The organism is Pseudomonas sp. LF020 (assembly GCF_053456425.1).
Genome location: NZ_JBRFIX010000004.1, coordinates 183,898 through 202,369, shown reverse-complemented (window position 1 = coordinate 202,369; position 18,472 = coordinate 183,898). Strand labels below are relative to the sequence as shown.

Below are 18,472 nucleotides of genomic sequence, written 5' to 3'. Positions count from 1 at the left end.
GCCTTCAGCAGCTCTTACACGGGATTCGCATTTCCCTGTAGGAGCTGCCGCAGGCTGCGATCTTTTGATCTTATGAGCGCGCCAGCTCCAGCAATCTTGAACGCCACGCCGCCTTCGCCGGCAACGCCAGAAAGAACTCATTGAGCAGCGATTCCCGCGCCGGATAACAGAACGCTTCGCCCTGCAGATCCAGCACCTCGCCGCCGGCACCTTCGAGCACGCCCTGCGCCGCTGCGGTGTCCCACTGCGAAGTTGGCGCCAATCGCGGATAACAATCCGCCGCCCCTTCAGCCAACAGACAAAACTTCAGCGAACTGCCGATGTTCGCCAGTTGCAATTCGCCCAGGCTGGCGCTCAAACCGGCAAGCAGCCGCTCTTGCTCCGGACTCGAGTGCCGACGGCTCGCCACCACGGTGAACGCTTCACCGGGCGCGAGCACCTCACGCACCTCAATCGCCACCGGCGAACCACCTTTGTCCCCACGCCACGCACCGAGACCGGCTCCGCCGACATAGAAACGCCCATTGGTTGGCATCGACACCACGCCAAACACTACCCGACCGTTTTCGATCAGGGCGATGTTGACGGTGAATTCCTCACTGCCGCTGATGAACTCCTTGGTACCATCCAGTGGATCCACCAGCCACCAGCGCTGCCACCCGGCACGCACGCTCTGCGGGATGTCGGCATCTTCTTCGGACAGAATCGGAATACTGGAGTCCAGCGCGGTCAGCCCAGCAACGATCACATGGTGCGCAGCGATGTCCGCCGCCGTCACCGGTGAGTCATCGGACTTGGCGGTGACCGCCACGTCAGCGCGCCAGAACGGCAGGATCGCCTCGCCAGCCTGCAATGCCAGCTCAACCACTGGCGCCATCAACGGATGCGGAAACTTCATCGATATCTCACTCACGACCGAAAGAACCCGCGCTGCGTCAGCAGATCACGCGCCAGATACAGCGCCGCCAGGGCACGGCCTTCGGTAAATTGCGGGTTTTGCGCCAGCGCCGCCAGCTCACCCAAGTTGACCTTGTCAACGCGCATCGGCTCCGGCTCGTCGCCCTCCAGACGCTCCTCGTAGAGGTCGGTGGCCAACACCACCTGGATCTTCTGGCTCATGTAACCGGGCGACAGCGACAACTCGGTCAGATGTTCCAGCTGGCGCGCGCCGAAACCGGCCTCTTCCTTGAGCTCGCGCTCGGCCGCTGCCAGCACATCTTCACCCGGCTCGATCAGGCCTTTGGGCAGGGACAGTTCGTATTCGTCGGTGCCGCCGCAGTATTCCTCGACCAGCACCGCGTGCTCGCTGTCGAGCATCGCCACAATCATCACCGCGCCATAACCCGCGCCTTTGCCGACCAGACGCTCGTAGGTGCGTTCCACGCCATTGGAAAAACGCAGCTTCAGTTCTTCGACGCAAAACAGACGACTGGTGGCGACGATCTCGCGGGCGAGTACAGTGGGTTTCTGGCGCATGCAAAGCTCCTTGGCGTGAACGCGCTACTATAACGCGGCTTTCCCGATTGTTTGTGTCGGATATCTTTCTACCGCTCGAGACGTTGCCATGCCTTCTTTACCGTGGTCTGACATCGATACCGTCCTGCTGGACATGGACGGTACGCTGCTGGACCTGCACTTCGACAACCATTTCTGGCTGGAACACCTGCCGCAGCGCTACGCCGAACTGCACGGGGTGAGCCGGGCCATGGCCGAAATGGAATTGCAGCCGCTGTTTGAGCGTCATGCCGGACAACTGCAGTGGTACTGCCTGGATTTCTGGAGTACCGAGTTGAAGCTCTCGGTGCGTGAACTCAAACTGGAAACCGCGCACCTGATCGCGCTGCGTCCGGATGCCGACACCTTTCTGCAGGCGATCAAAAAAGCCGGCAAACGGGTGATCATGATCACCAACGCCCACCGCGATTCACTGTCGTTGAAACTGGAACGGATCGAACTGGCGCCGTACTTCGAGCGGCTGATCAGCTCGCACGATTACGGTTATCCCAAGGAGAATCCGCAGTTCTGGGATGCCTTGCGGGCGGATATCGACTTTGATCCGGCACGCAGCCTGTTCATCGACGATACGTTGCCGATCCTGCGCAGTGCGCGCCATTTTGGTGTCGCGCATCTGCTGGCGGTCAAGGAGCCGGACAGCCGTAAAGGGCCGAAGGACACCGCCGAGTTTGCGGCGGTTGAAGACTACCGCGATTTGATTCGGGGACTCTAGCAACACCACTGTGGCGAGGGAGCTTGCTCCCGATGGGCCGCGAAGCTGCCCTAAATGTTCACGACTGCTGCGCAGCCGAACGGGAGCAAGCTCCCTCGCCACAGCGTGGTCATTACTTCGGAATACGGAGCTTCTGGCCTGGATAGATCTTGTTCACATCCTTGAGCATCGGTTTGTTGGCGTCGAAGATTTTCTGGTACTGGTTGGCATTTCCATATACCCGCAGGGAGATCGCACTGAGCGTGTCACCTGCCTTCACCTCGACAAATTCCGCAGCCACTACTACCGGCCCTGTCACAGTAATCTGGTCGTCAACACTGCCAACACCGGCAATGTTACCCACCGCCAGCAGAATTTTTTCCTTCTCCTCCTGGCTCGCTACCTCACCGGTAACGGTCACTTTGTCGCCGTCCACGGTTGCCTGAACATTCGGATTGCCTAACCCGACCTTGCTGATATGTTCCTTCAACTGCTCACTGGCATTGGCATTGCCCGGGGTCAGCAGGTCGATCAGCTTTTCACCGGCTTCTTTCACAAAGCTCAACAGACTCATAGCGCACACTCCTTGATTGGGATTCCAGACATCAAAGCCTAGACCACCTTTACCGAACCCGGTTCCAGACCGACCAATGACCCGGCAACGCCGCGTGTTCAAAGCCTTGGTGTGCCGGCGCGCCAATACCGGCAGCCGCTTGATCGACGCCATCTATCAATAGATCGACAGTACCGATTAGACGCGACAAGTTGCCGCGCCTAGTCTTAGCGTTGATCAATCCGTCGGTGATGCCATGAACGCCAAGCGCCCAACTTGCGCGGCGCCTGCACTCGAAACGCCCGCGCCCGCCGCCAGCCAGACCTACAGCTACAGCGATCTGCCCCTCGTGGAATCGGCCAGCACCGCGCTCGCCGAGGAAGTCGCGCTGGCGATCGCCTACAACGGCATCAGTCAGGCGGTGATGCTGGTAACGCCGACGGATCTGGAAGACTTCATCGTCGGTTTCAGCCTCGGCAGCGGCATCATCGAAGACGCCAGCGACATCTATGACCTGCAACTGACCGGCGCAGGCTCCGCGCAATACGCGCAAGTGACTATCGCCAACCGCGCGTTCTGGAACCTCAAGCAGCAGCGCCGACAACTGGCCGGCACCAGCGGTTGCGGGCTGTGTGGCGTCGAAGCGGTGGAACAGGCCTTGCCCGACCTCAAGGTGTTGCCCGGCGCGCCGCTGCCGCCCGCCGCATGGCTCGACGGTCTGCGCCAGCGCATCGGGGCATTTCAGCCGCTCGGTCAGCACTGCGGCGCAGTCCACGCGGCGGTGTTCATGAACGCCAGTGGTGAGTTGTTGCTGGGCCGTGAAGACATCGGCCGGCACAACGCCCTCGACAAACTGATCGGCGGGCTGATCCGGCAGAAGATTTCCACCGAAGGCGGTCTGGCGATTGTCACCAGTCGCTGCAGTCTCGAATTGATCCAGAAAGTTTTACGCGCCGGCATCCAGACTCTGGTCAGCCTGTCCGCGCCCACGGGCCTTGCCGTGCAATGGGCCCGTCGCCACAACCTCAATCTCATCCACCTGCCGCAGAAGAATGCGCCGCGGGTCTACAGCCCAGCGATGGAGAATCAAGCGTGAGCCAACATCATCAAGCCGACCAGAAACCTGTCCCGCGCTACAAACCTTACAAAGGTGCAGCCGGCGGCTGGGGTGCGCTGATCAGCGTGGCCCAGGCGTGGTTGACCAGCGACAACGCGCTGAAGAACCTGCGCATGATGCTCAAGACCAACCAGAACGGCGGCTTCGACTGCCCGGGCTGCGCCTGGGGCGATTCGCCGGAGAGCGGCATGGTCAAGTTCTGCGAGAACGGCGCCAAAGCAGTGAACTGGGAAGCGACCAAGCGTCGGGTGGACGGCAAGTTCTTCGCCAAACACAGCGTCACGTCGTTGCTGGAGCAGAGCGACTACTGGCTTGAATACCAGGGCCGCCTGACCGAGCCGATGGTCTACGACGCCGAGACCGACCGCTACAAACCCATCGCCTGGGACGATGCCTTCGCCCTGATCGGCAAACACCTGCAAGCGCTGTCGAGTCCGGATCAAGCCGAGTTCTACACCTCGGGCCGTGCCAGCAACGAAGCGGCGTACCTGTATCAGCTGTTCGTGCGCGCCTACGGCACCAACAACTTCCCGGACTGCTCGAACATGTGCCACGAGGCCAGTGGTGTGGCGTTGGCGCAGAGCGTTGGCGTCGGCAAAGGCACCGTAACCTTCGACGACTTCGAACACGCCGACGCGATTTTCGTCTGGGGCCAGAACCCCGGCACCAATCATCCACGGATGCTCGAACCACTGCGTGAAGCGGTGAAGCGCGGCGCGCAAGTGGTGTGCATCAACCCGCTGAAAGAGCGCGGTCTGGAACGCTTCCAACACCCGCAGCATCCGATCGAAATGCTCACCAACGGCGACAAGCCGACCAACACCGCGTACTTCCGTCCAGCACTGGGCGGCGACATGGCGGTGCTGCGCGGCATGGCCAAGTTCCTGCTGCAGTGGGAGCGCGATGCGCAGAAGGCCGGTGAACCTGCGGTGTTCGATCACGACTTTCTCAATGCCCACAGCACCAACGTGCTGGAGTATCTCGGCGTGGTCGATGACACGCCTTGGGAGCAAATCGTCGCGCAATCCGGCCTGACCCTGGTCGAGATCGAGCAAGCGGCGCGCATGTACGCCAAAGGCAAGAACGTGATCATGTGCTGGGCGATGGGCATCACCCAGCATCGCCACTCGGTGCCGACCATCCAGGAAATCGCCAACCTGATGCTGCTGCGCGGCAACGTCGGCAAACCCGGCGCAGGCCTGTGCCCGGTGCGCGGTCACAGTAACGTGCAGGGCGACCGCACCATGGGCATCAACGAGCGTCCACCGGTGGCGTTCCTCGACTCGCTGGAACGGCGCTTCCAGTTCAAGGTGCCGCGTGACAACGGGCACAACGTGGTCGAGGCGATCCACGCGATGGCCGAGGGCCGCGCCAAGGTCTTCATCGGTCTGGGCGGCAACTTCGCCCAGGCGACCCCGGACAGCCCGCGCACCTTCGCGGCGCTGAGCAATTGCGACCTGACGGTGCAGATCAGCACCAAGCTCAACCGCAGCCATCTGGCCCACGGTAAAGACGCGCTGATCCTGCCGTGCCTGGGCCGTACCGACATCGATATCCAGACCGAAGGCCCGCAGGCGGTCACCGTGGAAGACTCGTTCAGCATGGTCCACGCCTCCAACGGCCAGTTGCAGCCGCTGTCGAACCAGATGCGCTCGGAACCGGCGATCATCGCCGGCATCGCCGCCGCCACGCTGGGGAGCAAACCGGTGGACTGGAACTGGCTGGTGGCCGATTACCGGCGCATCCGCGACCTGATCGCCGACACCATTCCGGGCTTCAAGGACTTCAACGAGAAGGTCAAGAACCCGGGCGGTTTCTACCTCGGTAACAGCGCTGGTGCGCGCAAGTGGAACACCCCTTCAGGCCGGGCCAACTTCCGCGCGAACCTGCTGCCCAAGGATCTGGTGCATGAACGCACCCGCGCCACCGGGCAACTGCCGGATCTGATCCTGCAATCGATGCGCTCCCACGATCAGTACAACACCACGATCTATGGTCTCGACGACCGTTATCGTGGGGTCAAGGGTCAGCGCGATGTGCTGTTCGCCAACGAGGCCGACATCATTCGCCTGGGCTTCCGCCCGGGACAGAAGGCCGACATCGTGTCGATCTGGGACGATGGTCGTGAGCGTCGGGTGAAGGGCTTTACCTTGCTCGCGTTTGATATCCCGGCGGGGCAGGCCGCGGCTTATTACCCTGAGGTGAATCCGCTGGTGCCGCTGGAAAGCACCGGGGATGGCAGTCATACGCCGACATCGAAGTTCATTGCGATCCGCCTTGAGGCGGCGAGTGAGACCGGGTTGATCATGGCCAAGTCCGCTTAAAGACGCTGCCCTGTGGCGTGGGAGCTTGCTCCCGCTGGAGGCCGCAGGACTGCCTCCGTTTGCATTTTTTGGGGCCGCTTCGCGGCCCGGCGGGAGCAAGCTCCCTCGCCACAGAATTTGTGTTGAGTCTCTGTTTCCTGAAACTTTCAAACGCCCACAAAAAAGGCCGCTTTTTAACAAAAGCGGCCTGTCCGAAGTAGCTAAAGACCGGCGAAAATCGCTTAAGTTCCGCATACAAAACAGTAACTTGCATAATTGTATACAAGTCGTGTTATTCGTCGGATTTCGATTGTCAGCCTTGTTACACAGCCTCAGGATCGCGCCGTCATCCCTTTGAGGCTCCTCTATGAAGTTCTCCTCGATTCTCTTGTTGTCCCTTGGCCTGGTCAGTGGCTTCGCTTCTGCCGGAGGCACCACCGAAGCAGGTGTGGGCGGCGCATTGGGCGGGGTTCTTGGCTCGGTCGTCGGTCAGTCTTTAGGCGGCAGCACAGGTTCAACCATTGGCGCAGCCCTGGGCGGCGCGGGTGGTAGCGCGGTCGGCGCCAACAAACACAGCCGTGGCGAAGCGGCCATTGGCGGTGCGTTGGGCGCAGCCGGCGGTAACGTGGTCGGCCGCAGCATGGGCGGCACCACCGGCAGCCTGATCGGCGCCGCAGCAGGTGGCGGCGCCGGTGGCGCGCTGGGCAACTACATGGGCAACAAGAGCAACGAGGACGACCGTCATTACGATCGCGATCGTGATCACCGTCGCTACTACCGCGACGACCACCGTGGTCGCGGCCATGCCTACGGCCATCGCAAGCATCACCGGTATTACAACCACCGCTGATTGCTGAGCCTGGCGGGCAACGGATCAAAAGATCGCAGCCTGCGGCAGCTCCTACAGTCGAACCCTGTAGGAATTGCCGCAGGCTGCGATCTTTTTTGCGTTATCACACCAGCAAACGCTCCAGAGCCTGACGCAACCGGCCAGGAATCGGTACCGGCTGATTGCTCGCCCGATCCACGAACACATGGACAAAACGCCCCGCTGCACACGCCTCGCTTTCACCGACCTTGAACACCGCCAGTTCATATTGCACCGAACTGTTACCCAGCTTGCCGACCCGCAGACCGATCTCGATCAGGTCCGGGAACGCGATCGAGGCGAAATAATCGCAAGATGAACTCACGACGAAACCCACCACCTCGCCGTCGTGGATATCCAGGCCACCGACCTGAATCAGGTAAGTGTTCACGGCAGTATCGAAAAAGCTGTAGTAGGTGACGTTGTTGACGTGGCCATAAGCATCGTTGTCGTGCCAGCGGGTGGTGATCGGCTGGAAATGCGGGTAATCGGCGCGTTGCGCCATGGTGCTGGACATCGGTATCGACTCCTTGAGTTATCTGTCCAGTCTAAAGGTAAAAACCTTTGCCTCGCGCCGCCAGCTCGCCAATCAGTGGCGCCGGCCGCCATTGATCGCCCTGTCGCGTCTCCAGCGCCAGCAAGCGCTTGTGAATGTCCGCCAGCCCCTGATCGTCCGCCCAGGCCATCGGGCCGCCTCTGTCCGCCGGGAAGCCGTAGCCATTGAGGTACACCTGATCGATGTCATGCGCCGATTCGGCAATGCCTTCCTGCAGAATTTTCGCGCCCTCGTTGACCAGCGCCAGAAGGCAGCGCTCGAGGATCTCCTCGGACCCAATCTCGCGGCGCTGAAAGCCGAGGCCTTCGCTGACGCTCAATATCAGCGCATCGACCTCGGGATCATGCTCGGCCTGTCGACTACCCGGCTCATAGTGGTAGTAACCGTTGCCGGACTTCTGCCCGAAACGCCCCAGTTCGCATAAACGGTTGTCGACCTGAACCTCTGGCGCATCCTGCCCCTTGGCGGCCAGCTCACGGGCTCGCCATTCCAGATCGATGCCGACCACGTCGTACATGCGAAACGGCCCCATGGCGAAACCGAAGCCCTGCAAGGCCGCATCGACCTGGTGTGGATAAGCGCCTTCGAGCAACATCTTGCGCGCCTCCAGCACATACGGATGCAACATGCGATTGCCGATAAAACCGTGGCAGTTGCCCGACACCACACTGACCTTGCCCATGCGATTGCCCAGCGCCAGCGCCGCTTCCAGTGCGGCTGGCGACGTCTGCGCCCCGCGGACGATTTCCAGCAGCTTCATGATGTGCGCCGGGCTGAAGAAATGCAGGCCGAGCACTTGCGATGGACGTTTTGTTGCAGCGGCAATCGCGTCAATATCCAGCGCCGAGGTGTTGCTCGCCAACAACGTCTCAGGCTTGAGCAGGCCATCCAGCTCGCGAAAGATCGTCTGCTTGAGCTCAAGGTTTTCGTACACCGCTTCGATCACCAGATCGACATTGCGGATCGCTGCATAATCCGCCGCCACGCTGACCCGCGCGACACGCGCGTCCGCCTCGGCCTGATCAATCCGTCCCTGGCGCACGTTGTGGGCATAAGTGTCGGCCACCGTGCCCAGCGCCTGTTCGAGCATCTGTGGATTGTTATCGACCCACTGCACGGCGATGCCGGCATTGGCCAGGCACATGACAATACCGCGGCCCATGGTGCCCGCGCCAATCACGGCAGCTTGCTGAATATCGAAAGTTGTCTGGCTCATGTTGTTCTCTTGTTGGCGATCCGAAGACAGCCTTCACCATAGTCAGGCACTGGACGTTTTTGAAGTTTATTACCGTGATGATCGGCATTCAGCGCATGGATAAGCCCTGATCGCCCTGAGACCGCTCCCTGTAGGAGCTGCCGAAGGCTGCGATCTTTTGATCTTGATTTTTCAACAGCAAGATCAAGAGATCGCAGCCTTAAGCAGCTCCTACAGACATATCAGAGGTGTTCTTGAGCCCAACTGCGGACTTCTGCGTACGGATACTCTTCCAGCGCCGCATACCCGGTGATCGCCCGCGCCTTGAGCCTTGTAAACAACGGCACACTGATCCCGCACAGGAACCGCGTCAGGCGCTCGGCCGTTGGCAAACTGCCGGTGTGCTGCTGGTGCTTGTGGATAAAATCACCGCACAACGCCGCGAAGTTCTTATCCACAAGCGCTGGCAACCCGGGAGGTGCCGGCAGCCGCGCGACATTACCGTGGCACACCGAACAGTGCCCGCAGCGCTCGGGCGCATTGTGGTCGCCAAAGTACTCGGCCAGGCGATAACCCAGGCAGCGCTCAGTGGCGAACAGTTCGAGCATGGCGTGAATCCGCGCGACTTCAGTCTGTTCATGCCGGGTGAAGTACTCGTGCAACTCGGCGCTCAGCACAGCGCTGTCGAAATCGCTGTGCAGCACGTTGTAGACCTCGGTCATCTGCTTGCTCTCAAGCTCGACCCAGCCCTTCTCCTGAAAGTAGTCCAGCGCCTTGACCACCCGATTGCGCTCAGCCGAATACTGCGTGTACATCGCCTCGAAATTCACCGTGGCCCAGGTACGTGCGCGGCTGGAAGTCTGGATGATCGCTGCGACAAAATCCCTGCGCTCACCTTCAAAACGCTCAAGCAACGCTTCCGGTTCCAGCAGGTATTTGAAACGGTATTCGGCGTAATAGGCATAGCGCGGCGCGATGAAACCACGCAACTCCATTTGCACCAGCAAAGTCTTCAACGGCAGCATGCGAATGTTGCTCTGATCAGCCAGTGGCCCGAGCAGAAACTCCCACTGCCCTTCGGCTGCGGCAGCCTGCATTTCTTCCAGCACACAACGAATCCCTTCGCGCTCCGGGGTATCGCCGTAGACGAAGTTTTCCAGCACGTTGAGGCTGTCGCGGTTGGCCAGCACCAGGCAATCCGACGGCTGTCCGTCCCGTCCGGCGCGACCAATCTCCTGGCTGTAGTTCTCGATGGATTTCGGCAGGTCGAAATGCACCACGTTGCGGATGTCGCTCTTGTCGATACCCATACCGAAGGCAATGGTCGCGACAATGCAATTGGACTGCCCGGCCATGAAGCGCTTCTGGATCGCCTCGCGCTGATCATTGGGCAACCCGGCATGATAAGCCTCGGCTTGTATGCCGTTGCGCCCCAGATGCTCGGCGATGTGCTCGGCGGTTTTCTGTAACGTGACGTAGACGATGCTCGGCTGGCCCGGGCGCTCGCTCATCCAATCCACCAGGCGCCGGCGCTTGTCCTGGCCACGCACCGGCTCCACCAGCAGATTGAGGTTGGGGCGATAGAAACCGGTGATCACCACATCTTCGGCGGCGATGGCGAATTTGGCTTGCATGTCGGCGATGACTTTCGGCGTCGCCGTGGCCGTCAGCAGCAGGGTTTGCGGGATGTTGAACTGGCGTTGATAGTCCGGCAGTTTCAGATAGTCAGGGCGGAAGTTGTGCCCCCATTCCGAGATGCAATGCGCTTCGTCAATCACCAGCAGCGAGATTGGCACCTGCTGCAAAAAGTTGCGGAAACGCTCGTTCTTCAGGCGCTCCACCGAGATCATCAGAATCTTCAGTTCACCCGAACGGGCGCGAGCCATCACATCATTGGCGTCATCGCGGCTTTGTGCCGAATCGATGCTGCCGGCACTGATGCCGTGATGCTTGAGGAATGCCAGTTGATCCTGCATCAACGCCAACAGTGGTGAGACCACCAGGGTCAGATGCGGCAGCAACAGCGCCGGCACTTGATAGCACAGCGACTTGCCGGACCCGGTGGGGAAAATCGCTGCCGCCGAACGTCCCGCCAGTACCGCGCTGATCGCGGCTTCCTGCCCGGGTCGAAACTGTGGATAACCGAAAACCTGTTCCAGGGTGTTGTGCATGCGCTGTCACTCCGTTGACCGCTGTAATGCCAACAGCCTAGCGGGCGATCGCAGCGAGTCGAGAAAAGGCCGGGGTCAATTCAATTCGGGATGATACAGCCAATGGCGCAGACAACTCGGTCCACTGCAGGAGCGAGCCTGCTCGCGAAGAGGCCCCGTGGAACAAAACAAAAACAAACAATTCACGGCTTTAAAACCGCCACTCGCAATTGCTCGTTCAACACCAGCTCATGCACGCCCTGGCTCTTGCTCGCCCACGTTGCATGGGCCGGGCTGATGTCACCGGTGAAAGCTGCCGCCAACTGCCGCAGTTCCGCGACACTGCGCACGCGCGGGCAGAACGGTTGCCCGTCACAGTCCAGACTGGCGTTGCGATAGGTGCTCAACAAACGATCCCACAGACCGTCACGCACCTGCCTGATCGACTTGAGCTGCACATGCGGCACACCCAGTCGCTGCTCCAGCCCCACCTCGTCCAGCGCTTCACTGGCGAGCAAGGCCCTGCCGAACATCAACACCTCGGCGCGCGAGGCGGTATCGATGCCGGTCTGGCTGGAGAGCGCATCGGGCCAACCGGTGCGTTCAAGGTCGGCAAACATCCAGCCGTTGCCGGCATCAGACGCCATGGCCAAACGGCAACCGCTGGCCCACAGCAATAAAATCGAGGCCATACGTAGCCACTGCATACTCAATTCCCTTTAAGCGCGTATCGGACGTTTGGAAACGTCCTACAAATTCTGGCGCGCACCATACATAGATTTGCCAAGAAACGCGTGTGAATCCCGTAGGAAATTTCTGCGCTAGGGGTTTCACCGCAAAAAAGCCGCAAAATCTTGTAGGGCATATGCCCGGCCCTCGGAAAATCCCCTACGAACGCCGTCCATTGCGGCGCTCTTGTGAGTGCTCGCCACGCACTTCTATAGTGGCCGGCGCGACTGACCACTGAATCAGCCCCGCCCGAGTGCCTTTGTAAAGGACAAGCCTCACCATGATTACCCGCTATCGCCCCTTGAAGACTTGCTACAACGAAAATCCCGTATTGGTCATCGATACTCACTCCAGCCATCGCGATCTGCTTGATGCCGCTGACCAGCGACTGCGTGCCGCCAGCGATCTGCTGGAAACCCTTTACTGTTTATGTTTCAAACAGGCTGATGTTAAAGATATACCTAACATCGTTAATGCTCTTTATTTATTAGTGCAGGACGGTTGTGATTTGCTCGAAGTAGCAAAACATAAACCGCAACAACCAGACCCACACTGAAAACAACTAAAATCCAGAAACAACAGAATGCTTTAATAAACAATCCAAGAAGACCTAAGTTGTTGACTCTTACTTCAACCGAGAGCAACACAATGACTGTTTTAACTATATTTTTTTGCGGCACTGGTTCCAATAAATTCGACGTTACCCACGAAAACTTCTGGGACGGCGAGCTGATTTCCACCTTGGCTGCCAATCATACGGGTTACGAGTTCGCCGAATGGATCGTGGTCGATGGCCCCGGCAGCGGCAACATGCAGGCCGACGATCTATTCACCAAGACCAAGGAATACGGCATGAGCGGCACCTTGTTCGGCAAGGGCTGGGAAGAAAACGTGTTGCATGCGCTCAATATCATCAAGGGCAAGTGCGACTGGCAACGCGAGCAACTGACTGAAGCCGAATACAATCGGCTGAAAGCGGCCGGCATTCCGATCGAAGATGTAAAAGCCGAGGGTTCCTGGTTCTGGCGCAAATATAATTATGGTAATCGCAGCATTACCCAGCAGCAATTACAGGAAGGAATTATCAAAACCCACCGCAAGGATGGTGTTATTCCTACTCAAGTCAATCTCGTCGGTTGGAGCCGAGGCGGCATCAGTTGCCATATGTTGGCCAATGCAATGTTCAAGGACAGTCTGCTGAAAAACATCCCGGTCAATATCTTTGCTCTTGATCCCGTGCCAGGCATTGGTAACTTTCAGGAAGAGCGGGTCAAACTCGCGGCCAACGTCAAAGAGTATGTAGCGTTCTATGCTCGTGACGAACGCTCCAAAGGTTTCAGCTGCGTCATCCCGCAGACCGCTACCGGCACTAAAACCTACATATATCCTATGGCTGGCCGCCACGCCACCATGGCCGGCAATGCCACCAGCAGCGGCGGCGTCCCGACCGGCGCCAATGATCTGAAAGCGCTGTCCGAGCCCGGACGCATCGTGCGCCACCTCGCCGAAACCTGTCTCAAACGCTGGGGCGTGCAACTGCAAAAAACGTTGAATCTGACCCAGGCCGATCTGGAAAACCTCACCAACGGCATCGCACGCGATAAAGCCAAATACACACTGATGCACAAACATTCCTACACCTACTTCACCGAGCTGGACCAAGGCGAGCGCTACGTTTCGCTGGGCAGCAAAGGTGTACCGTTCACCAGCGTGAAGGGCGAGATCTACAAGCCGGCGACCGGTTTGGCAACCAGCTTGCTGGATATTTCGGCGTATCAGCATTTGCGTTGAAAAATGATGAAAGACCGGTAGGAACATCCGATGAAATCTTCATCCCGTTCCTACACGCCACGACTCTTTGTCGCCTATCGCGGCTTGAGGGCAGAAATCTATAGTCGAGAATGTCGCCGGCAAATCAGCGGCTCGGGCTTGGTCACCCGGAGGGACACATAAATGCGTCCGTTGTATGCTGCCGGCAGTTCAAATGTCTGCACGCTTAATGGTGGCTGTGTTTGGGATGCCTTTGAGCGTGCCGGACTTGTGTGTTCCTTCGGTTGACCAACCCGAACACAGTTCGCCTCCCATCGCTTGGTCACGGTGGGATGAGTCCTCACGACATTTGGAATACACACTCTGAAAGCATGGACGCCGCTTCCCCTTGATCGCTACCGCTCACTCGAATCCAGCCTCACCGACACCAAGCCCCTGATCATCGACACAGAGGCCAACCCGCAAGACATCCTCGAATGCGCCGTCCAGCGCCTGCGCGCCTCCAGCGACCTGCTGAAAACCCTCTACTGCCTCAGCTTCAAACAAGCCGACGTCGAAGACATGAGCGTAAAGCACTCAAGGTCTTGATCGAAAAATGGAGATGACCATGAGCAAATTTTTTGATGAGCTGATGGAGAGTGTGCAGGAGATGGACGAGATCGTGCGAGGCGAGCGCACACCTTCTCGCGAATTCCACGTTGATGCATTGCAGGTCAAAGAAATTCGTAAAGCTACCGGTTTGACCCAGGCCAAATTTGCGGCACTCATTGAGAAAATGAACACCCACAAAAAAGCCGCCTCTAGAGGCGGCTTTCTCGTTACTACAAACCAATCTTACAACTTCGGACCCGCCGCCTTGATCGCGTCGCTCACTTCGAACTTCTTGAAGTTCTCGATGAACAGACCGGCCAGCGCCTTGGCAGCTTCGTCGTAGGCAGCCTTGTCAGCCCAGGTGTTGCGCGGGTTGAGCAGGTTGGTTTCAACGCCCGGTACGGCCAGTGGCACGTCGAGGTTGATGGTGTCCAGGTGCTCGGTGGCGGCACCGATCAGCGCGCCGCTCTGGATCGCTGCGATCACCGCACGGGTGGTCGGGATGTTGAAGCGTTTGCCGACGCCGTAGCCACCGCCGGTCCAGCCGGTGTTGACCAGGTAGACCTTGGAGCCGAAGCCGCGGATGCGCTTGATCAGCAGTTCAGCGTATTCGCCAGCCGGACGCGGGAAGAACGGTGCGCCGAAGCAGGTGGAGAAGGTCGACTTGATGCCGCTGCCCGAACCCATTTCAGTCGAGCCCACCAGCGCGGTGTAGCCGGACAGGAAGTGGTAGGCCGCTTGTTCTTCGTTGAGGATCGACACTGGCGGCAGCACGCCGGTCAGGTCGCAGGTCAGGAAGATCACCGCGTTTGGCTCGCCGCCCAGGTTCTTCTCGGAACGCTTGGCAACGTGCTCCAGCGGGTAGGCCGCGCGGCTGTTCTGGGTCAGGCTGACATCGGCGTAGTCAGCATGCTTGGCGTCGTCGATGACCACGTTTTCCAAGACTGCGCCGTGCTTGATGGCTTTCCAGATAACCGGCTCGTTCTTCTCGGACAGGTCGATGCACTTGGCATAGCAACCGCCTTCGATGTTGAACACCACGCCTTCGCCCCAGCCGTGTTCGTCGTCACCGATCAGGTAACGGCTTTCATCGGCCGACAGGGTGGTTTTACCGGTGCCCGACAGACCGAAGAACAGGGTCACGTCGCCTTCTTCGCCGATGTTGGCAGCGCAGTGCATTGGCAGCACGTCAGCGGCCGGCAGCAGGAAGTTCTGCACGGAGAACATGGCTTTCTTCATTTCACCGGCGTAACGCATGCCGGCGATCAGCACTTTCTTCTGCGCGAAGTTGATGATCACGCAACCGTCGGAGTTGGTGCCGTCACGCTCAGGCACGCACTCGAAGTTGGCCACGTTGAGCACTTGCCACTCTTCACGACCGGCCGGGTTGTACTGGGCCGGGTTGATGAACAGGCAACGACCGAACAGGTTCTGCCAGGCAGTCTGAGTGGTCATTTTCACGGCCAGGTAGTGATCTTCAGCCGCACCTACATGCACGTGGGAAACAAAGTGCTCTTGCGCGTTGTTGAACGCCTCGACACGAGCCCACAGCGCGTCGAACTTGTCGGCCGGGAACTTGCGGTTGATCGGGCCCCAGGCAATAGCGGCCTGGGTGGAAGGCTCTTCAACGATGAAACGATCGACTGGCGAACGACCGGTACGGTGACCGGTGCGAACGACCAGAGCGCCGGTATCGGCAAGCTCGCCCTCACCGCGTTGCAGGGCTTCTTTTACCAGATCATCAACACTCAGATCGGTGTACACGGCGTTATTGGCTTGCGTCATGAGGTTCCCCGTCGGCCAGTGGCCGAGTGTGCTCCAAACGTTTTGTAGTAGAAAGTCGTGCACTACTACCGCGAAAAAAGTGGGCCGGATTATGCCAGAAAAGCCCAAAAAGAGTAGGGTCCTCCCGTCGTAACGGCGAAATTCCGTCGTTACGCAGTGAATTTACCTGCGCTGAACCGTTTTAGTGCCGGGTATCTGACGGCGTGTCGACGCCTGCGCCAGCGAACAATTGAGCAATATCGGCCGCATCGAACAGGTAACGCTGGTTGCAGAACTGGCAATCGATCTCGACTTCGCCACCGCGTTCAGCCACCAGTGCCTGCGCATCTTCCAGGCCCAGACTGACCAGCGCATTGCCCGAGCGTTCCCGCGAGCAGCTGCAACGGAAGCGCAAGGTCTGCACATCGAACAGGCGCACCTGCTCCTCGTGGTAGAGACGGTGCAGGACGGTTTCGTTGTCCAGGCTGAGCAATTCGTCGGCAGTCAGGGTGCTGGCCAGTGCGGTGACGTGCTGCCAGCTGGCGGCGCGCTCTTCTTCGTCTTTCAGACGGTCGGCCGGCAGTTGTTGCAGCAGCATGCCGCGGGCACGACGGCCGTCGGCGAACAGCTTGAAGCGCGTGCCGACTTGTTGCGACATGACGAAATAATTGGTGAAGCATTCCGACAGGGTTTCACCATCGAGGTCGACAATGCCCTGGTAACGCTGGCCGATCGTCGGGTCGACGGTCAGGGTCAGATCACCGCCCGGCATCAGGTCGGCAAGGGTGGCATCCGCAGCGATCTGGTCGGCGTTGTAGCGCGCCAGACCACGGATCTCGCGCTCGCTGGAGCACTCGATCATCAGTAGCGGAATCGGGCCTTCGGAACGCGCCTGCAAAATCAGCAAGCCATCGAATTTCAGCGTGCCCACCAGCAACGAGGCGGCCGCCATCAATTCGCCCAGCAATTGCGCGACAGGCTCCGGGTACGGGTGCTTGGCGAGGACTTCGGCGTAGCTGCGTTCCAGCGCCACCAGTTCGCCGCGAGTGTCGCTGTCATCGAAGATGAAGCGTTGGGTGTAGTCGGTATCCGGTAGGTCGGTCATAGGTCTGGGTATCTGAATTGATGACAAAATGGTTACAAAAGTTGAAAATCCCGCACTTATCCGCACCCATTTGGTGCGAAATGTTCAGCCACGGGAGGCATTTTATGAACAATCCGGGTTTGTTCCAATCAAGGTGGAACCTCGGCCGGCTGGTTCTGTGTAACGTAGTGCCATTGGCGCTACTGGCTTTCTGGTTATGGCCTACAGGCCAGATGCTGTGTGTGATTTTCGACGAGTGGCTGTTCCGCTCACTCAATGCACCACTGGCCAGCAACCCCATATGGCTCCACATCTGGGCAATTGCAAGTCTGCGTCCGTTCGACATCGTCGTCGGTCTGATCCTGCTGACGCTGCTGATCAAGGGTGACTGGGTGTTCAAGGCGATTGATGTACGTCGCGCCTTTTTCGGTTTTTTCTCGATTCTGCTGCTGATGGTGGTGATTCGCGCGCTGTTTTCCAAATTCGCCGACTACATGGACTGGCAACACAGCAGCCCATCGATGGTGCTGGAAGGCGCGGTGCACCTGAGTGACTACTTCCCGCATCTGGAAAAAGCCTGGGAGCTGAAGGATCGCTCGAGCCAGAGCTTTCCCGGTGACCACGCTTCGGTGTTGCTGATCTGGGCGCTGTTCATGGGCGTGTTCAGCCGTACTGTCGGCCAGTTCCTGACGGTCTGGGGCCTGGCGTTGCTGTTCATGTTGCCACGTCTGGTGGCCGGTGCGCATTGGGGTCAGGACGATTACATCGGCGGCATGCTGCTGGCAGTGTGGGCGTTGGGTTGGGGTTACTACACGCCGTTTGCCTATCACGCTGCCAACTTCTGGCTGAAGGTGACTGCGCCGGTTTTCAATCTGCTGGGCAAGCTGCCGCTGATCTCGCGGATGAGTGTGGTGTCTGCCGCGAACTGACAGTTTGTACACACCTGTGGCGAGGGAGCTTGCTCCCGCTTGACTGCGCAGCAGTCACTGGACCAGTCGACTCGGTTGTATTTTGAAATACATGATCGACTGGATTAGGAGTCCTTCGGCCTCCAGCGGGAGCAAGCTCCCTCGCCACAATGGTGTGCCGTGCCGGTCAATCGCTATTGCTGTTGCCACGAAACTTGAACAGATCCCGCCGCTGCTTCTTGCTCGGCTTGCCGTCGGTACTCACACCTAACGCCCCGGCCTTGCGCATCGCCGCAGCCGCTTCACGTTTGGCAATACTCGCCTCGGTCTCGGTATACAGCGTCTGCGCTTCGGGTGCGCCGCGACGCACGATCGACAAGGCTTCAACCTTCACCGTGCGTTCTTCAAAACCGGTCCGGATTTCGAACTCATCGCCAATGCGTGGCTCTTTGCCAGGCTTGCAGCGCTCTCCCCGGCAATGCACCTTGCCACTCTCGATGGCCGCTTTGGCCAGAGCCCGGGTCTTATAAAAACGCGCCGCCCACAACCATTTATCGAGACGGACCTTGTCGTCCTCTTCGCTTTTTTGTGCCATGGAATTTCCTCATTCTGAAATATTGATGAACTGTACTACCGTTTCTGTCGTGCCATGAATTACCCGGTCCCGGATTACAATGC

The 18,472-nt window shown here is 59.1% G+C and carries 18 protein-coding genes and 1 pseudogene; 9 read left to right on the top strand and 10 right to left on the bottom strand.

The window, feature by feature from the left end:
* Positions 1-70 precede the first annotated feature (70 nt).
* Both cysQ and nudE read right to left on the bottom strand, forming a co-directional pair.
* The gene (gene cysQ, locus ACU680_RS11465) at positions 71-898 is read right to left on the bottom strand and encodes a 3'(2'),5'-bisphosphate nucleotidase CysQ (RefSeq protein ID WP_400760024.1); all 828 of its coding nucleotides are present in this window, start codon (positions 896-898) and stop codon (positions 71-73) included.
* A gap of 11 nt (positions 899-909) precedes the next feature.
* Positions 910-1,476 carry an ADP compounds hydrolase NudE gene (nudE, locus tag ACU680_RS11460; protein WP_400760027.1) on the bottom strand — a complete coding sequence of 189 codons (567 nt, stop codon included), beginning with the start codon at positions 1,474-1,476 and terminating at the stop codon, positions 910-912.
* An 88-nt stretch (positions 1,477-1,564) separates the two neighbouring features.
* Between nudE and yrfG the strand changes: the two genes are divergently transcribed.
* Positions 1,565-2,227, top strand: a complete 663-nt coding sequence (gene yrfG / locus ACU680_RS11455; protein WP_448179498.1) for a GMP/IMP nucleotidase — start codon at positions 1,565-1,567, stop codon at positions 2,225-2,227.
* A gap of 112 nt (positions 2,228-2,339) precedes the next feature.
* Here the strand turns inward: yrfG and lysM are convergent, their stop codons facing one another.
* Positions 2,340-2,780: a peptidoglycan-binding protein LysM gene (lysM, locus tag ACU680_RS11450; RefSeq protein WP_123585632.1), complete on the bottom strand. Its 441-nt coding sequence runs from the start codon at positions 2,778-2,780 to the stop codon at positions 2,340-2,342.
* Between the two features lie 235 nt (positions 2,781-3,015).
* Here lysM and fdhD point away from each other — a divergent pair, with 235 nt between their 5' ends.
* The 3 genes from fdhD (at position 3,016) to ACU680_RS11435 (ending at position 7,029) form a co-directional block, all read left to right on the top strand.
* Positions 3,016-3,855 carry a formate dehydrogenase accessory sulfurtransferase FdhD gene (gene fdhD, locus ACU680_RS11445; RefSeq protein ID WP_047600939.1) on the top strand — a complete coding sequence of 280 codons (840 nt, stop codon included), beginning with the start codon at positions 3,016-3,018 and terminating at the stop codon, positions 3,853-3,855.
* A complete protein-coding gene (locus tag ACU680_RS11440; protein ID WP_448179497.1) occupies positions 3,852-6,200 on the top strand; it encodes an FdhF/YdeP family oxidoreductase in 2,349 nt (782 codons plus the stop codon). The genes fdhD and ACU680_RS11440 overlap by 4 nt, the downstream gene beginning before the upstream one ends.
* 346 nt (positions 6,201-6,546) lie before the next feature.
* Positions 6,547-7,029, top strand: a complete 483-nt coding sequence (locus ACU680_RS11435; RefSeq protein WP_007964672.1) for a glycine zipper domain-containing protein — start codon at positions 6,547-6,549, stop codon at positions 7,027-7,029.
* A 103-nt stretch (positions 7,030-7,132) separates the two neighbouring features.
* Here the strand turns inward: ACU680_RS11435 and ACU680_RS11430 are convergent, their stop codons facing one another.
* The 4 genes from ACU680_RS11430 to ACU680_RS11415 form a co-directional block, all read right to left on the bottom strand.
* The gene (locus ACU680_RS11430; protein WP_448179496.1) at positions 7,133-7,564 is read right to left on the bottom strand and encodes an acyl-CoA thioesterase; all 432 of its coding nucleotides are present in this window, start codon (positions 7,562-7,564) and stop codon (positions 7,133-7,135) included.
* A gap of 31 nt (positions 7,565-7,595) precedes the next feature.
* The gene (locus ACU680_RS11425; RefSeq protein ID WP_448179495.1) at positions 7,596-8,819 is read right to left on the bottom strand and encodes a 3-hydroxyacyl-CoA dehydrogenase; all 1,224 of its coding nucleotides are present in this window, start codon (positions 8,817-8,819) and stop codon (positions 7,596-7,598) included.
* A gap of 221 nt (positions 8,820-9,040) precedes the next feature.
* Complete coding sequence (locus tag ACU680_RS11420) at positions 9,041-10,969, bottom strand: RecQ family ATP-dependent DNA helicase (RefSeq protein ID WP_448179494.1); 1,929 nt, start codon at positions 10,967-10,969, stop codon at positions 9,041-9,043.
* Positions 10,970-11,151: 182 nt separating this feature from the next.
* Positions 11,152-11,655, bottom strand: a complete 504-nt coding sequence (locus ACU680_RS11415) for a polysaccharide deacetylase (protein ID WP_367082515.1) — start codon at positions 11,653-11,655, stop codon at positions 11,152-11,154.
* Between the two features lie 302 nt (positions 11,656-11,957).
* Here ACU680_RS11415 and ACU680_RS11410 point away from each other — a divergent pair, with 302 nt between their 5' ends.
* From ACU680_RS11410 to ACU680_RS11395, 4 genes and pseudogenes are all read left to right on the top strand, one after another.
* Positions 11,958-12,233 (top strand): hypothetical protein, encoded by a 276-nt coding sequence (locus tag ACU680_RS11410; protein ID WP_003220660.1) that lies wholly within the window; start codon positions 11,958-11,960, stop codon positions 12,231-12,233.
* Positions 12,234-12,325: 92 nt separating this feature from the next.
* Positions 12,326-13,468, top strand: coding sequence for a hypothetical protein (locus tag ACU680_RS11405; protein WP_367082514.1), 1,143 nt, complete (start codon positions 12,326-12,328; stop codon positions 13,466-13,468).
* 342 nt (positions 13,469-13,810) lie between these two features.
* Positions 13,811-14,011 (top strand): annotated as a pseudogene (locus tag ACU680_RS11400) (hypothetical protein); the annotation flags it as partial.
* Positions 14,012-14,054: 43 nt separating this feature from the next.
* Positions 14,055-14,381 (top strand): hypothetical protein, encoded by a 327-nt coding sequence (locus tag ACU680_RS11395; RefSeq protein ID WP_448179493.1) that lies wholly within the window; start codon positions 14,055-14,057, stop codon positions 14,379-14,381.
* On the opposite strand, the gene ACU680_RS11390 is transcribed toward ACU680_RS11395, so the two are convergent.
* Both ACU680_RS11390 and hslO read right to left on the bottom strand, forming a co-directional pair.
* Entirely contained in the window at positions 14,282-15,823 is a 1,542-nt protein-coding gene (locus tag ACU680_RS11390) for a phosphoenolpyruvate carboxykinase (RefSeq protein WP_007964688.1), read from the bottom strand. The genes ACU680_RS11395 and ACU680_RS11390 overlap by 100 nt on opposite strands.
* A gap of 181 nt (positions 15,824-16,004) precedes the next feature.
* Entirely contained in the window at positions 16,005-16,907 is a 903-nt protein-coding gene (hslO, locus tag ACU680_RS11385; RefSeq protein WP_367082508.1) for an Hsp33 family molecular chaperone HslO, read from the bottom strand.
* Positions 16,908-17,011: 104 nt separating this feature from the next.
* Here hslO and ACU680_RS11380 point away from each other — a divergent pair, with 104 nt between their 5' ends.
* The gene (locus tag ACU680_RS11380; protein ID WP_448179492.1) at positions 17,012-17,815 is read left to right on the top strand and encodes a phosphatase PAP2 family protein; all 804 of its coding nucleotides are present in this window, start codon (positions 17,012-17,014) and stop codon (positions 17,813-17,815) included.
* A 166-nt stretch (positions 17,816-17,981) separates the two neighbouring features.
* On the opposite strand, the gene ACU680_RS11375 is transcribed toward ACU680_RS11380, so the two are convergent.
* Complete coding sequence (locus ACU680_RS11375) at positions 17,982-18,389, bottom strand: RNA-binding S4 domain-containing protein (protein ID WP_448179491.1); 408 nt, start codon at positions 18,387-18,389, stop codon at positions 17,982-17,984.
* Between the last annotated feature and the right edge of the window lie 83 nt (positions 18,390-18,472).

Coding starts and splice junctions, on each gene's coding strand:
- cysQ (WP_400760024.1), bottom strand. CDS start 898: ATGAAGTTTCCGCATCCGTTGATGGCGCCAGTGGTTGAGCTGGCATTG.
- nudE (WP_400760027.1), bottom strand. CDS start 1,476: ATGCGCCAGAAACCCACTGTACTCGCCCGCGAGATCGTCGCCACCAGT.
- yrfG (WP_448179498.1), top strand. CDS start 1,565: ATGCCTTCTTTACCGTGGTCTGACATCGATACCGTCCTGCTGGACATG.
- lysM (WP_123585632.1), bottom strand. CDS start 2,780: ATGAGTCTGTTGAGCTTTGTGAAAGAAGCCGGTGAAAAGCTGATCGAC.
- fdhD (WP_047600939.1), top strand. CDS start 3,016: ATGAACGCCAAGCGCCCAACTTGCGCGGCGCCTGCACTCGAAACGCCC.
- ACU680_RS11435 (WP_007964672.1), top strand. CDS start 6,547: ATGAAGTTCTCCTCGATTCTCTTGTTGTCCCTTGGCCTGGTCAGTGGC.
- ACU680_RS11430 (WP_448179496.1), bottom strand. CDS start 7,564: ATGTCCAGCACCATGGCGCAACGCGCCGATTACCCGCATTTCCAGCCG.
- ACU680_RS11425 (WP_448179495.1), bottom strand. CDS start 8,819: ATGAGCCAGACAACTTTCGATATTCAGCAAGCTGCCGTGATTGGCGCG.
- ACU680_RS11420 (WP_448179494.1), bottom strand. CDS start 10,969: ATGCACAACACCCTGGAACAGGTTTTCGGTTATCCACAGTTTCGACCC.
- ACU680_RS11415 (WP_367082515.1), bottom strand. CDS start 11,655: ATGCAGTGGCTACGTATGGCCTCGATTTTATTGCTGTGGGCCAGCGGT.
- ACU680_RS11410 (WP_003220660.1), top strand. CDS start 11,958: ATGATTACCCGCTATCGCCCCTTGAAGACTTGCTACAACGAAAATCCC.
- ACU680_RS11405 (WP_367082514.1), top strand. CDS start 12,326: ATGACTGTTTTAACTATATTTTTTTGCGGCACTGGTTCCAATAAATTC.
- ACU680_RS11395 (WP_448179493.1), top strand. CDS start 14,055: ATGAGCAAATTTTTTGATGAGCTGATGGAGAGTGTGCAGGAGATGGAC.
- ACU680_RS11390 (WP_007964688.1), bottom strand. CDS start 15,823: ATGACGCAAGCCAATAACGCCGTGTACACCGATCTGAGTGTTGATGAT.
- hslO (WP_367082508.1), bottom strand. CDS start 16,907: ATGACCGACCTACCGGATACCGACTACACCCAACGCTTCATCTTCGAT.
- ACU680_RS11380 (WP_448179492.1), top strand. CDS start 17,012: ATGAACAATCCGGGTTTGTTCCAATCAAGGTGGAACCTCGGCCGGCTG.
- ACU680_RS11375 (WP_448179491.1), bottom strand. CDS start 18,389: ATGGCACAAAAAAGCGAAGAGGACGACAAGGTCCGTCTCGATAAATGG.